The organism is Niveispirillum sp. FG156, from assembly GCF_057809555.1.
In genome coordinates, this window is sequence record NZ_JBMDKE010000055.1 from 1 (window position 1) to 12,916 (window position 12,916).

A 12,916-nucleotide genomic window follows, 5' to 3' on the forward strand; every position below is an offset into this window, starting at 1 on the left:
TATGAGTCATGTCGCAGCTATCGCTGCTCTCGCTGGGTCCCGGCTTTCGCCGGGAGGACGAAGAAAATACTATTCCCGTCAACGGAAGTCCGCCTTAAGCACGCCCAAACAAAAACCCCCGGCGGCCAACCGGCCACCGGGGGTTTTCTTTGTTCGAACCGAATGAAACCTCAGCCCTGCTGACGCTTCATCCAGGCTTCCATCCACTTGATGTCGTAATCGCCGTTGATGAAATCCGGCTCCGCAATGATCTTCTGATGCAGCGGGATGGAGGTATCGACACCGGAGATGACGAATTCCTCCAACGCCCGGCGCAGGCGCATCAGGCACTCATTACGCGTGTTGCCATGGACGATCAGCTTGGCAATCATGCTGTCGTAATAGGGCGGCACGCGATAGCCGTCATACAGCGCGCTGTCAACGCGCACGCCCAGGCCGCCCGGCGCATGGTACTGCTTGATCTGGCCCGGCGACGGCATGAACGTCTCGGGATGTTCGGCATTGATCCGGCATTCGATGGAATGGCCGTGGAACCGGATATCCTGCTGCGTATAGCCCAGCGGCGCGCCGGTCGCGACGCGGATCTGTTCCCGCACCAGATCGACGCCCGTCACCATTTCGGTGATCGTGTGTTCGATCTGCAGACGGGTGTTCATTTCGATGAAATAGAACTGCCCGTTCTCATACAGGAACTCCATGGTCCCCACACCGCGATAGCCCAGAAGCTTGGCGGTGCGGGCGGCCAGTGAGCCGACCTTTTCCCGCTCCTCGGCATTCAGCGCGGGCGAGGGGGCCTCTTCAACCACCTTCTGGTGACGGCGCTGGACAGAGCAGTCGCGTTCACCGAAATGCACCACATTGCCGTGGTGATCACCCAGCAGCTGCACCTCGATATGGCGCGGATTGGCGAGGTACTTTTCAAGGTACACTTCGTCATTGCCGAAGGCGGCGCGGGCCTCGCCACGGGCCAGCGAATAGGCTTCCTTCAGTTCGTCACGGCTGAAGGCGACCTTCATGCCCTTGCCGCCGCCGCCGGCCGCCGCCTTGATCAGGACCGGATAGCCGATCTGATCGGCAACGTTCGCCGCCGTTTCGAAACTGTCCACGGGACCATCGGAACCGGGCACGCAGGGCAGGCCGCGTGCGATCACCGTCTTCTTGGCGGTGACCTTGTCGCCCATGACGCGGATATGCTCCGGCGTCGGCCCGATCCAGGCAAAGCCATGCTCGATCACCATATCGGCGAACTGGGCATTCTCGGCCATGAAACCGATGCCGGGATGAATGGCGTCGGCGCCCGTAATGGTCGCCGCCGACAGGATCGCCGGGATGTTCAGATAGCTGTCCTTGGCGGCCGGCGGGCCGATACAGACACTTTCATCGGCCAGACGCACATGCATGGCGTCGGCATCGGCCGTGGAATGCACGGCCACCGTCTTGATCCCCATCTCGCGGCAGGCGCGATGGATACGCAGCGCGATCTCGCCGCGATTGGCGATCAAGACTTTTTCGAACAGCCCGTCCTGGGATTTCGCCGTCATGGGTCGATCACTCAATGATCAGCAGGGGCTGGCCGAATTCGACCGGCTGGGCATTGGCGACCAGGATCTGGGTCACGGTACCGCCCTTGGCGGCCTTGATAGGGTTCATGACCTTCATGGCTTCGATGATCAGGATGGTCTGACCGGCCTTGACGGTATCGCCTTCCTTCACAAACGGCGGGGAGTTGGGGTCGGCTGCCATGTAGGCGGTGCCGACCATGGGCGACTTCACGGCACCGGGATGCTGCGCCGGGGCCACGGCGGCGGGCGCTGCGGCAACCGGGGCAGCGGGGGCTGCTGCTGCGACCGGGGCCGGCGCATAGGCCGGGGCATAGCCCATGGGCATCGGCGGGGCGGCACGGCTCAGCCGGATGCGGCGCTCGCCTTCCGAATATTCCATTTCCGTCAGGCCCGACTCCTCCAGGAGTTTGGCCATGGTGCGCACGAACTTGGCATCCAGATCGAAGCTCGACATGGTGTTCTCAACCTTATGATAGGGACCGGTGGTTTCAGGGCTTGGCCGTGGCACGGATCAGGCGGTCAGCCGCCTGCAGCGCCAGGACATAGCCATGGGAACCCAGGCCACAAATGACCCCCCGCGCGGCCATCGAGACATACGAATGATGCCTGAACGGTTCGCGGCGGAAGATGTTGCTTAGATGCACCTCGATAACCGGCAGTTCAACCGCCGTCAACGCATCCAGGATGGCGACCGAGGTGTGGGTATAGGCTCCGGCGTTCAGCAGGATGGCGGAACGGGTTCCGCGCGCCTGCTGGATCCAGGTGACAAGCTCGCCCTCATGGTTCGACTGGCGGAAATCGATCTCCAGGTCCAGGCGCGCGCCCTCGGCACGGCACAGGGCCTCAACATCGGCCAGCGTCTCCGCCCCATAGATCTGGGGTTCACGGGTGCCGAGCATGTTCAGGTTCGGCCCGTTCAGGATAAGGATCGAAGGCTGTTGGGCCAACTTGGGCCGTCCCTTGTGATGTTCGCCAGAAGCCGGGCGGTTATAGCATGGCTGGCCGCATCGGCAATGGAGATCGACATTACGTAACGGAAGGTGGTCAACCACCTCCCTGTATGATGGGATCACCCTTGGCCTCTTTAAAGACGCTGGCAACAAAGGGCTGGCGCCAATATTGGTCGAAGATGCGGGACCGGAAGGCATCACCGCCGCTGAACATCTGCGCCTGTGCCGAAAGATCGATCTGTTTTTGAACATCGTCCAATGAAAGCCCCTGCGCCACCATCGGCGCCACCTTGGCGCGCGTCTCCGCGATCAGGGAGGACAGCCGGTCCAGATATGTCGCATCCTTCATCACCATGCCATGACCGGGCACCAGCATCTTGAAATCAAAGGCTTTCAGGGCGGCCAGCGTGGCCTCCCAATCCTTGGGATAGGACCCGAAACCATAGGGGATGGGGGAGACCACGATATCACCGCTCCCCAATATCTTCTGTTTGGGCAGCCAGGCGACGGCATCCCCATCCGTATTGGCGCGCCCCAGGAAACGCAGCTCGATGGGGCGCTGCGGATCATCGATCAGCAGCCTGTCATCGAACCCTTCGGCGGGCACCAGCATGGCCCCGCCCAGCAGTTCCTGACCGTAATGTTGCAGCTCTCGGGCCGCCTGGGCATTGCCCGCGCGCACCGCCTCGGGCAGGTCGGTCCGGGCCGCCTGACTGCGCAGATGACCCACCGCCCCCTCCAGATTGCGACGAATCGCATCATCGGAAGCGGTATCCCCTGTGGGCATGAAACGCGCGACCTTGGGATCGGTCAGGGTGCGGCGGGTGGCGTTGGTGGCAATGGTCCGCACCTGCGGCCAGCGCTGCTGAATGATGCGCAGCCCGTTGATATGGTCGCCATGCCAATGGCTGACGATGACGGCCTTGACCGGTTTGGGCGACAGGGTGGCCAGCAGATCAAGTATACGCGTCGCCCCCGCCGGCGTGCCGCCGCTGTCGAACAGCACGAACCCGTCCGCCTGCTCCACGGCCACGACATTGCCATAGGGCTGGACATGGAACGGTTCCGGCGACGCGAACAGCCAGACCCCGTCGGCCAGTTTCGACGCCTCATACAGATACCCATCCGCCGCCGTTACCCCGGCACCGGGCGGGTAGGGCAGGTGGGGCCCCTCATGCGCCCCGACGGGATATGCCAGTGCTGTCAGGACCAGCGCGGTATGGCAGGCGTATTTCCACATGGGCGGGGGCTCCGGGCGGTTGATCATCCGATCATACCGCCGGAAACGGCTTCACCTCCGGACCGCTCAGCCCCTCAGCGATGGGGCCTGTTTAATCTGCGCAATGCTCCCCCCCAATCGTCATCCCGGTGACAAATTTGGGCCTCACCCCCCCGCCTTCTTCGCCGCACGCGTCGCGTTGAACAGGGCGATGAACTGCTCCGTCTCGATGGCGCCCGGCACCACGGTGTCGCCGATGACAAAGCCCGGCGTGCCACGGATGCCCAGCTTCTGGGCCAGCTCCATATTGGCCTTGATCTCCGCCTCGATGGCGGGGTCGCCTATATCCTGTTCCAGCTTCTTCAGGTCCAGGCCGACATCCTTGGCCGTGGCGCGGATGGCGTCGCTGTCCAGGCGGCCCTCATGGGTCATCAGGGCGGTATGGAACGCCTCATACTTGCCCTGGCGGTTGGCGGCCAGGGCGGCCTTGGCGGCCTCCTTGGATGAAGGGGCCAGGATGGGGAATTCCTTATAGACGACGCGGACCTTGCCATCGCCCTTCACGGCGGCGCTGCGTTCCGGATGGGTGCGCTTGCAATAGCCGCAATTGTAATCGAAGAACTCGACCAGGGTGACATCGCCCTTGGGATTGCCGCCCACCGGCGACACGGCATTCTGTTCCAATGCCTTCCGATTCGATTTCAAGGCCTCGGCAACGGCCTTGTCGCCCTCGGCCTGCTGCTTCTTCTCCAGCGCCTCCATGGCCTCCAACAGGATCTCCGGATGGGTCAGAAGATAGTCGCGGACGATCTGTTCAACCGCATTCTTGTCCAGCGGCTTGTCGGCGGCGAACACGGGCAGGGCGGTTGTACAGGACAGGGCCAAGCTCAGCGCCAGAACCGGACCCGAAAGGCGAAGACGAGAGAACATTGATCACGCATCCATGAAGTGGTTGCCCGCACCATGGACCGGTCAGACCACGCGCGCAACCGCGACGCGGAATGAAACCCCTGTTTTCAAGGGGCTTGCCTCTGGGCACGAGCTATGCCGTGATACGTAAGTGTGCATTGGTATTGCCAATGGCAATATGCGACCGTGACCATGGCTGATACGTCCGGCAAAAGGACGGGGGTTACGGACGATGACAGGGAGCGGCGTACGGTTGTGATGGTGGGCGACGACGACGAATTCCTCTTCAAGGAGGAGGGTCCGGAACTTCCGGTCGCCGTTGACGCGTCCGCTGCTTCTGTCCGTCCCTGGCTGATTCTGATCGTCGATGACGATCCCGAAGTGCATGCCATGACCCGTCTGGTCATGAAGAAATTCGCCTATCGCAGCCGTCCGGTGCAGTTTCTGTCCGCCTATTCGGCGGAAGAGGCGTTGGGCATCCTGCGCAACGATCCCGGTATCGCCATGGTCCTGCTGGACGTGGTGATGGAAACGGACGATGCCGGCCTGCGCCTGGTACCGCGAATCCGTGATGAACTGGGCAACAGCCAGGTCCGCATCATCCTGCGCACCGGACAGCCGGGACAGGCGCCCGAAGATGATGTCATCCACGGCTATGACATCAATGATTACAAGGCCAAGACCGAACTGACGGCGCAGAAGCTGGGCACCGCCACCGTCGCCGCCCTGCGTTCGTATGAGCATATCACCGAACTGATGCGCTCCCGCCAGGGCATGGAACGCATCATCGATGCCTCCAGCAACCTGTTCACCCTGCGCGCCATCGACCGCTTTGCCGAGGCGGTGCTGCGGGAGCTGGCCCGCGTGCTGGATGTGGTGCCTGACGGTCTTGTCTGCGTGCCGCGTGGCAATGCCCGCGCCGATGCACAGATACTGGCCGCCCAGGGAAGGCATGCCGACAGTGTGGGCCTGCCGCTGGGCCACAGCGTCGATCCGGCCCTGGCGGCCAAGGTGATGGACGTGCTGCGCGCCCGGCAGCATCATTTCGATGACAACGATGCCATCCTGTGGCTGCGCACCGCCGATGGCCGTGATGCCGCCGCCTGCCTGCATGTGGGCCGCTCCCTGGACGGGCTGGAACGCAAGCTGGCAGAGGTGATGGGCGCCAAGATCGCCATCGGCTTCGACAATCTGCACCTCTATGATCAGGTGAAGCGCTCGCACAAGGCCGCCGTCATCGCGCTGGCGGGCCTTGCCGAATACAAGGACCCGGATGGCGGCGGCGACCATGGGCTGCGCCTGTCGCGGCTGGTCACCGAAATCGCCTTCGCGCTGCGTCAGCAGGAGGGATGGGACAGGATCATCGATGATGAGTTCCTGGAACAGATCACCATGGCCGCCATGCTCTATGATATCGGCATGGTCGGTGTCCCCGACAGCGTGATCCGCAAGGAGAACATGCTGGATGCGGATGAACGCCACCAGATGGAGATGCATTGCGAACGCGGCGCCGCCATCCTGGAAAAGGCCTCGCGGCTGGTGGAGGGCAGCAATTACCTGTCCTTCGGCGCCGCCATCGCGCGCGCGCACCATGAACGCTGGGACGGCAGTGGTTATCCGCACGGCCTGTCGGGTGCCGATATTCCGCCCGCCGCCCGCATCATGGCCGTGGCCGATGTCTATGACGCACTGACCCACCGCCGTTCCTGGCGTGATGCGGTGCCGTTGGCCGATGCGTTGAAGTCGATTGAGGAAGGGGCGGGCACCCTGTTCGACCCCACCGTCGTCGCCGCCTTCTTCCAGGTGCGGCAGGCGCGGGGCCGGATGCGGTAATCACGTTCGCATCCACCCACGCGACCGCAAGGGGCAAACCCTTAATTATATTCCCGAACCCCCGGATGGCTTTCCACCATCACGCGGATATCCTGCGCCCGGATCCATTCCGGCGAACCGGCGGGCAGCATGCGTTCGGCCCGGTCGGCATGGTATTTCGCCGCCCGGATATCGCCGCGCGCCAGCGCTTCCTCGGCGCGGGCATAGGCCAGTTGCGGCTGCATGTCGCCCCGGCTGTAGGCTGATGACAGCAACCGCCAGGTCAGCGCCGAATTATGTTCCAGCCGGGCCGCCGCCGTCAGGTGCGTGATGGCCTCGTTCAGGAACCGGTCGTTGCCCACCTCCAGCAGCGCATGGCCCAGGGCATTGCGCAGCAGGCCCGATTCCGGGTCCAGCCGTACAGACTCGCGATAGGGGATGACGGCTTCGGCGGCCTTGCCATCCTCAAACAGGATTTGCCCCTTCAATTCATGGAAATAGGCGTTTTCCTTCTCCTGCGCGATCAGGCTGTCGGTGATGGTCAGCGCCTCGCGGACATTGCCGCGCTGATACAGCGCGATGGCGCGGGCATAGCGCGCGGGGATGCTGGTATCGGTCGGCGAATAATGGCGTATTGCCACGTCCGGCCGCATGAAGCCCATCAGCTTGGCCACCATGCGTTCATGCATCGCATAAAAATTATCCGGCAAGCGCTTGCCATTATTCTGTGATTTCGTTTCCACGAAATTGCGGATGGCCTCGATGCGGTTGCGGGTCAGGGGGTGAGTGCGCACGAACTCCACCTGCCGGCTTTCGGGCAGCAGCTCCTGTCCCGCCAGCCGCTGCATCATCTTCATCAGGCCTTCGGACGACCAGCCCAGCTTTTCCAGGTACTGCATGGCCGCCTCATCCGCCGACCCTTCCTGGCCGCGCGTGAAGGCGAAGAAGGTGCGCATGGCCGCTTCCTGGCCGCCGCCCATCAGGCCGATGCCGACATCGGTGCGCCCGGCCCCGATGGCCGCCGCCATGCCCAGCAGGGTGAAGATGCTGGCGATGGTGGCGGCGTTCGACATGGCATCGCCGGCGCGGGCCAGATGGCCGCCGGCAATATGCCCCGTCTCGTGCGCCGTCACGCCCAGCAGTTCCTCCACCGTCGTGTCCATCAGGAAGCCGGTATGGAAGAACATGTTCTGCCCGCCCGCCACAAAGGCGTTCAGGCTGTCATCATTGACCATGGCGATGGTCACCGATTCCGGCACGACACCCGCCACCTGTAAGATGGGGGTGGAATAGACGCGCAGGATATGTTCGATTTCGGTGTCGCGAATGAAACTGATCGACCGCTGGGCAATGGCGGGCTGCACGGCCAGCGTCGCCGACATCAACAACGCCACGGCCGCACTGGCAATCCGCTTTGGAACCGCAAACATGTCTTTATCCATCGGCAAGGCCCCTCGGCCCGACACTAGCCACGAAAAACATGGCGAGGGAAGGGCGAGTTTAAAGGCCCTCGCCGGTGACACGATCTGGGCCCCCTCACAGCGTGGCGCCGTTTCGCCCTTCATCGTGATGGAGGTGATGCGTGCGGCCAATGAACGCGCCGCCGCCGGGGGCGATGTCCTGCATCTGGAAATCGGGCAGCCGGGCACGCCAGCCCCGCGCGGCGTCATCGCGGCAGCCCATGAGGCGCTGGATAATGACCGCATCGCCTATACCGACGCGTTCGGCATTCCGCCGCTGCGCGAAGCCATCGCCCGCTGGTATCGCGACCATTACGGCGTGCCGGTGGCGCCCGAACGCATCGCCATCACCACGGGCTCGTCGGCAGGATTCCTGCTGGGTTTCCTGGCCGCGTTTGAGCCGGGCGACCGCGTGGCCCTGGCGGCCCCCGGCTATCCCGCCTACCGCAACATCCTGCGTGCCCTGGGCCTGGAACCGGTCGAAATCCCGACCGGCCCCGAAACACGGTTCCAGCCAACCCCGGCCCTGCTGGCCGCATTGGATAGGCCCGTGAAGGGCCTGATCGTGGCCAGCCCGTCAAACCCCGCCGGCACCATGCTGTCGCCCGAGGCATTGCGCGAACTGGCCGTGTGGTGTGAGGAAAACGGCGTCCGCCTGATCTCCGACGAGATCTATCACGGCATCGAGTTTACGAGCGTGAAGGGCCAGACGGCCCTGGCCTTTAGCGAGCGCGCCATCATCATCAACAGCTTTTCAAAATATTTCAGCATGACCGGCTGGCGTCTGGGCTGGATGGTGGTGCCGCCGGAACTGGTGCGCTCTGCCGAATGTCTGGCCCAGAACCTTTATATCTCCGCGCCCACCCTGTCCCAGCGCGCGGCCATCGCCGCCTTCGACTGCACCGAAGAGGCCGACAGCCACGTCGCCCGCTACAAAAGCAGCCGCGACCTGCTGCTGAACGAGCTGCCGCGCGCCGGGTTCGACAATCTGGCCCCCGCCGACGGGGCCTTCTATGTCTATGCCGATGTCAGCGGCCTGACCGACGACAGTCAGGCCTTCTGCAAACGCATCCTGGCCGAAACCGGCGTCGCCATCACGCCCGGCCTGGATTTCGACACCGCGCGCGGCCACCGCTACCTGCGGATCAGCTTCGCCGCGGCCGAGGCGGAAGTGGCCGAAGCCGCCCGCCGCCTCGTCGCCTGGCACAGATGACCAACCCCGTAGGTCAGGTCGAGCGTGAGCGAGCCCTGACAGAAAAGGCCTTCAATCCGTGTCTGTCAGGCCTCGGGCTGACCTACGGCTGATCACGCCGCCACCGCCGCCATGCGCCCATTCACCAGATCGCTGTAATCGCCAATCATGGCCCGGCAAATGGCACCGGGGGTGAATTCCCAATCGCCGATGCGGCGCACGGGCGTCACCTCCGCCGCCGACCCGGTCAGGAACACCTCATCCGCCCCCTGCACCTCGTCCAGGGTGAAATGCCGTTCAAGCACGGTCAGGCCCCGGCGCCGCGCCAGATCGATGATGGTCTGGCGCGTAAGGCCGTTCAGGAAGCAATCGGGGATGGGCGTATGCACCACGCCATCCTTGACCATGAAGAAATTGGCCCCCGTCGCTTCGGCCACAAACCCCCGGTAATCCAGCATCAGCGCATCCTGCCGCCCATTCTGCTCCGCCTCATGCTTGGAAATGGTGCAGATCATATAAAGCCCCGCCGCCTTGGACTCCGTGGGTGCCGTATCAGGGGCCGGCCGGCGCCAGCGGGCGATTTCCAGATCGATGCCCTGCATCCGGGCTTCCGCGCTGAAATAGCTGGGCCATTCCCAGCAGGCGACGGCCAGATGGATGCGGTTCTTCTGCGCCGCCACGCCCATCATCTCGCTGCCGCGCCACGCGACGGGGCGCAGATATCCGTTGGCCAGGCCCGCCGCGCGGCAGACCTCCACCTTCGCGGCCTCGATCTCCGCCACGCTGTACGGGATCTCGAACCCCAGCAGTTCCGCCGATCGGCGCAGGCGGACCGCATGTTCATGCGACTTGAAGATCACGCCGTTGTAAATGCGCTCCCCCTCGAATACACAGCTGGCATAGTGCAACCCGTGCGTCAGCACATGGACCTGCGCTTCCCGCCAGGGCACCATCGCCCCGTCGAACCAGATATGGCCATCACGGTCATGGAAGGGGATGACGGACATTTTGGGGCTTCCTTGTTGTTTTATGTCGTGTACAACAGCATCCACGATACAGAATTGCGGAAATAAGTCAACATGGCTGACATAAAATCGGGGCCGAACCCGCTTTTCCTGCGCGAGGAGGATCTTCGCCAGGGTATTGAGCTGCTGTTCTACGCCTACCGCGACTTCACGGCGGAACCCGACGCCATGCTGGCCAAGATCGGTCTGGGCCGCGCGCATCACCGCGTCGTCTATTTCGTGGGCCGCTATCCCGGCATCACGGTGACCGAACTGTTGGGCATCCTGCAGATCACGAAACAGAGCCTGAGCCGTGTTCTGTCCGATCTGGTCGATCAGGAATATATCGCGCAGCGTCCGGGCACCAAGGACCGGCGCCAGCGCCTGCTGACACTGACGGACAAGGGCGTGGACCTGGAACGCAGCCTGTCGGACGCGCAACGCGCCCGCATCGCCAGCGCCTATCGCGCGGCGGGTGCCGCGGCGGTGGAGGGGTTCCGCACCGTCATGCTGGGCATCATCGACGCCGAAGACCGCGCCAAATTTCCGCCCCCCGGCAAGCGGTGACCATCGCGCCCTTCCATGCTATGTGAAGGGCCATGATGAGTGATGATCCCGCCGAACAGCCCCACATCCTGGTCGTGGATGATGACACGCGCCTGCGTGAGGCGCTGCGCCGGTACCTGTGCCAGAACGGTTTTCTGGTCACCGGTGCTGCTGACGCGGCTGACGCGCGGGCCAAGCTGGCGGGGCTGGCCTTCGATCTGGTGGTGCTGGACGTGATGATGCCGGGCGAGAATGGCCTGTCGCTCTGCCGCCATTTGTCGGCCACGGGCGGCCCGCCCGTCCTGCTGCTGACCGCGCGGGTGGAGGCGGGCGACCGGATCGACGGGCTGGAGGCGGGGGCCGACGACTATCTGCCCAAACCGTTTGAGCCGCGCGAGCTGGTCCTGCGCCTGAACGCCATCCTGCGCCGCACCCTACGCCCCCGTGGCCGCACCGCCAGCAGCGCTGTGCCCATCCGCCTGGGCCGGTACCTGTTCGATGCCGAGCGGGAGGAATTGCGGGCAGGGGAAGAGATCATCCGCCTGACCGCCATGGAGTCCGGCCTGCTGCGCGTGCTGGCCGCCGAACCCGGCGTGGTGTTCAGCCGCGAGGCGCTGGTGGAAAAGGCTGGCGTTGACGCCGCCAATGAACGCACCATTGATGTTCAGGTCACCCGCCTGCGCCGCAAATTGGAAGATGATCCGCGTGAACCGCGTTATCTTCATACTGTGCGTGGCGAAGGTTATGTGTTGAGGCCCGATTGACCGGCTGGTTGCAGTCCTTGTGGAAAAACCGTCCCCGGCCCCTGCGTGGGCTGAAACGGATGATGCCGGCCACGTTGTTCGCGCGCTCCATGCTGATCATGATGACGCCCGTGGTGCTGGCCCAGGCCATCGCCACCTTCGTCTTCTATGACCGGCACTGGGACACGATGACCAACCGGCTGGCCAATTCGGTGGCCGGTGAAATCGCCCTGGTGATCGAGCAGCTGTCGCGCGACGGCGATGAAAAGGCGCGCGAAGAAACCCTGTCCATGGCCGCGCGCCATACCGACATCCTGTTCACCTGGACCGGCGGGGAGGTGCTGGACGACCCGCCCGCCCGGCTCTATAGCGGGCTGGAGGAAACCTTGGGCCAGGCTCTGGACGACCGTGTCCGCCGGCCCTGGCGCATCAATTCCAACGTCGCCCATAAATGGATCGAAATCCGGGTGCAGATGCCGAACGGGGTGCTGTCGGTCCTGTCGCCCGAACGACGGCTCTACAGCTTCACTTCCTACCTGTTCATCATCTGGATGCTGGGCAGTTCGCTGGTCCTGTTCTCCATCGCCACCCTGTTCATGCGTAACCAGATCCGGCCCATCCGCCGTCTGGCCGTCGCCGCCGACGCGTTCGGCAAGGGCCGCGATATCAGCGATTTCCGCCCGGAAGGGGCGGTGGAGGTGCGGCAGGCGGCCCATGCCTTCCTGTTGATGCGCGACCGCATCCGCCGCCAGATCGCGCAGCGCACGGAAATGCTGGCGGGCGTCAGCCACGATCTGCGCACCCCCCTGACCCGCATGAAGCTCCAACTGGCCATGATGCCCGACATGGCGGAGGTGGAGGAGATCAAGGCCGACGTCGCCGAGATGCAGGTGATGATCGACGGCTATCTCTCCTTCGCGCGCGGCGACGGGGAGGAGGAGGAGCGGCAGGTCGATCTCTCCCTGCTGCTGGCCGAAATCGCCGGCAATGCCAGACGGGAAGGGGCTCGCCTGACGCTGGACCCGATGGTCACACAGGGCGACGCCGTGGTCCTGCCGCTGCGCCTCCTGTCGCTGCGCCGCTGCCTGACTAACCTGATCGGCAATGCCGCACGTTATGGGCGGCATGTGTGGCTCAGCCTGGAACGGCGCGGCAATTTCGTGGAAATCCTCATCGATGATGACGGTCCCGGCATCCCGGAGGATCAGCGGGAAGCCGTCTTCCGCCCCTTCCACCGCCTGGAACCGTCGCGCAATCAGAAAACCGGCGGCGTCGGCCTGGGCCTGACCATCGCCCGCGACATCGCCCGGCGCCATGGCGGCGACATCCTGCTGCGCGACAGCCCGCAAAAGGGCCTGCGCGCAGTCGTACGGTTGCCGTTATAGGGCTTGAATACACCATCGCCCCCCATCGTCATCCCGTTTCTCCCTCGTCATCCCGGCGAAAGCCGGGACCCAGGGGCCAAGCGCCCCACCTTTCCGCTGCTTTTCCAGCGGCGGTGGGAAGGTTTGATCCTGTG

Annotated in this window: 12 protein-coding genes; 5 read left to right on the plus strand and 7 right to left on the minus strand. The window is 64.0% G+C overall.

The features are described 5' to 3' along the window. Positions 1-170: 170 nt before the first annotated feature. The 5 genes from accC to ACODSP_RS25725 form a co-directional block, all read right to left on the minus strand. The gene (accC, locus tag ACODSP_RS25705; RefSeq protein WP_488968406.1) at positions 171-1,517 is read right to left on the minus strand and encodes an acetyl-CoA carboxylase biotin carboxylase subunit; all 1,347 of its coding nucleotides are present in this window, start codon (positions 1,515-1,517) and stop codon (positions 171-173) included. Positions 1,518-1,548: 31 nt separating this feature from the next. Beyond that, the gene (gene accB / locus ACODSP_RS25710; RefSeq protein WP_488968374.1) at positions 1,549-2,016 is read right to left on the minus strand and encodes an acetyl-CoA carboxylase biotin carboxyl carrier protein; all 468 of its coding nucleotides are present in this window, start codon (positions 2,014-2,016) and stop codon (positions 1,549-1,551) included. A gap of 34 nt (positions 2,017-2,050) precedes the next feature. Beyond that, positions 2,051-2,509 carry a type II 3-dehydroquinate dehydratase gene (aroQ, locus tag ACODSP_RS25715; protein WP_488968375.1) on the minus strand — a complete coding sequence of 153 codons (459 nt, stop codon included), beginning with the start codon at positions 2,507-2,509 and terminating at the stop codon, positions 2,051-2,053. A gap of 97 nt (positions 2,510-2,606) precedes the next feature. Continuing rightward, the gene (locus ACODSP_RS25720; RefSeq protein WP_488968376.1) at positions 2,607-3,752 is read right to left on the minus strand and encodes an MBL fold metallo-hydrolase; all 1,146 of its coding nucleotides are present in this window, start codon (positions 3,750-3,752) and stop codon (positions 2,607-2,609) included. 144 nt (positions 3,753-3,896) lie between these two features. Continuing rightward, positions 3,897-4,661, minus strand: a complete 765-nt coding sequence (locus ACODSP_RS25725) for a DsbA family protein (RefSeq protein ID WP_488968377.1) — start codon at positions 4,659-4,661, stop codon at positions 3,897-3,899. A gap of 237 nt (positions 4,662-4,898) precedes the next feature. Here ACODSP_RS25725 and ACODSP_RS25730 point away from each other — a divergent pair, with 237 nt between their 5' ends. Continuing rightward, positions 4,899-6,473, plus strand: coding sequence for a DUF3369 domain-containing protein (locus tag ACODSP_RS25730; RefSeq protein WP_488968378.1), 1,575 nt, complete (start codon positions 4,899-4,901; stop codon positions 6,471-6,473). A 41-nt stretch (positions 6,474-6,514) separates the two neighbouring features. On the opposite strand, the gene ACODSP_RS25735 is transcribed toward ACODSP_RS25730, so the two are convergent. Beyond that, positions 6,515-7,882: a M48 family metalloprotease gene (locus ACODSP_RS25735; protein ID WP_488968379.1), complete on the minus strand. Its 1,368-nt coding sequence runs from the start codon at positions 7,880-7,882 to the stop codon at positions 6,515-6,517. Between ACODSP_RS25735 and ACODSP_RS25740 the strand changes: the two genes are divergently transcribed. Beyond that, positions 7,881-9,125: a pyridoxal phosphate-dependent aminotransferase gene (locus ACODSP_RS25740; RefSeq protein ID WP_488968380.1), complete on the plus strand. Its 1,245-nt coding sequence runs from the start codon at positions 7,881-7,883 to the stop codon at positions 9,123-9,125. The genes ACODSP_RS25735 and ACODSP_RS25740 overlap by 2 nt on opposite strands. Before the next feature lie 92 nt (positions 9,126-9,217). Here ACODSP_RS25740 and ACODSP_RS25745 read toward each other — a convergent pair whose 3' ends face one another. Next, the gene (locus ACODSP_RS25745; RefSeq protein ID WP_488968381.1) at positions 9,218-10,111 is read right to left on the minus strand and encodes a branched-chain amino acid aminotransferase; all 894 of its coding nucleotides are present in this window, start codon (positions 10,109-10,111) and stop codon (positions 9,218-9,220) included. A gap of 72 nt (positions 10,112-10,183) precedes the next feature. Here ACODSP_RS25745 and ACODSP_RS25750 point away from each other — a divergent pair, with 72 nt between their 5' ends. From ACODSP_RS25750 to ACODSP_RS25760, 3 genes are read left to right on the plus strand one after another with little or no spacing between them, the layout of a single operon-like run. Continuing rightward, complete coding sequence (locus tag ACODSP_RS25750) at positions 10,184-10,675, plus strand: MarR family winged helix-turn-helix transcriptional regulator (protein WP_102111230.1); 492 nt, start codon at positions 10,184-10,186, stop codon at positions 10,673-10,675. A gap of 32 nt (positions 10,676-10,707) precedes the next feature. After that, on the plus strand, positions 10,708-11,418 hold the full coding sequence (locus tag ACODSP_RS25755) for a response regulator (RefSeq protein WP_488968382.1): 711 nt from the start codon (positions 10,708-10,710) through the stop codon (positions 11,416-11,418). Next, positions 11,415-12,782 carry an ATP-binding protein gene (locus ACODSP_RS25760; RefSeq protein ID WP_488968383.1) on the plus strand — a complete coding sequence of 456 codons (1,368 nt, stop codon included), beginning with the start codon at positions 11,415-11,417 and terminating at the stop codon, positions 12,780-12,782. Before ACODSP_RS25755 ends, ACODSP_RS25760 begins: the two co-directional genes overlap by 4 nt. The last annotated feature ends 134 nt before the right edge of the window (positions 12,783-12,916 follow it).

Excerpts from the sequence above, each read along its gene's own strand:
- ACODSP_RS25745 (WP_488968381.1), bottom strand. The coding sequence starts at position 10,111 with ATGTCCGTCATCCCCTTCCATGACCGTGATGGCCATATCTGGTTCGAC.
- ACODSP_RS25720 (WP_488968376.1), bottom strand. The coding sequence starts at position 3,752 with ATGTGGAAATACGCCTGCCATACCGCGCTGGTCCTGACAGCACTGGCA.
- ACODSP_RS25725 (WP_488968377.1), bottom strand. The coding sequence starts at position 4,661 with ATGTTCTCTCGTCTTCGCCTTTCGGGTCCGGTTCTGGCGCTGAGCTTG.
- ACODSP_RS25740 (WP_488968380.1), top strand. The coding sequence starts at position 7,881 with ATGTCTTTATCCATCGGCAAGGCCCCTCGGCCCGACACTAGCCACGAA.
- ACODSP_RS25750 (WP_102111230.1), top strand. The coding sequence starts at position 10,184 with ATGGCTGACATAAAATCGGGGCCGAACCCGCTTTTCCTGCGCGAGGAG.
- ACODSP_RS25730 (WP_488968378.1), top strand. The coding sequence starts at position 4,899 with ATGGTGGGCGACGACGACGAATTCCTCTTCAAGGAGGAGGGTCCGGAA.
- ACODSP_RS25755 (WP_488968382.1), top strand. The coding sequence starts at position 10,708 with ATGATGAGTGATGATCCCGCCGAACAGCCCCACATCCTGGTCGTGGAT.
- accB (WP_488968374.1), bottom strand. The coding sequence starts at position 2,016 with ATGTCGAGCTTCGATCTGGATGCCAAGTTCGTGCGCACCATGGCCAAA.
- ACODSP_RS25735 (WP_488968379.1), bottom strand. The coding sequence starts at position 7,882 with ATGTTTGCGGTTCCAAAGCGGATTGCCAGTGCGGCCGTGGCGTTGTTG.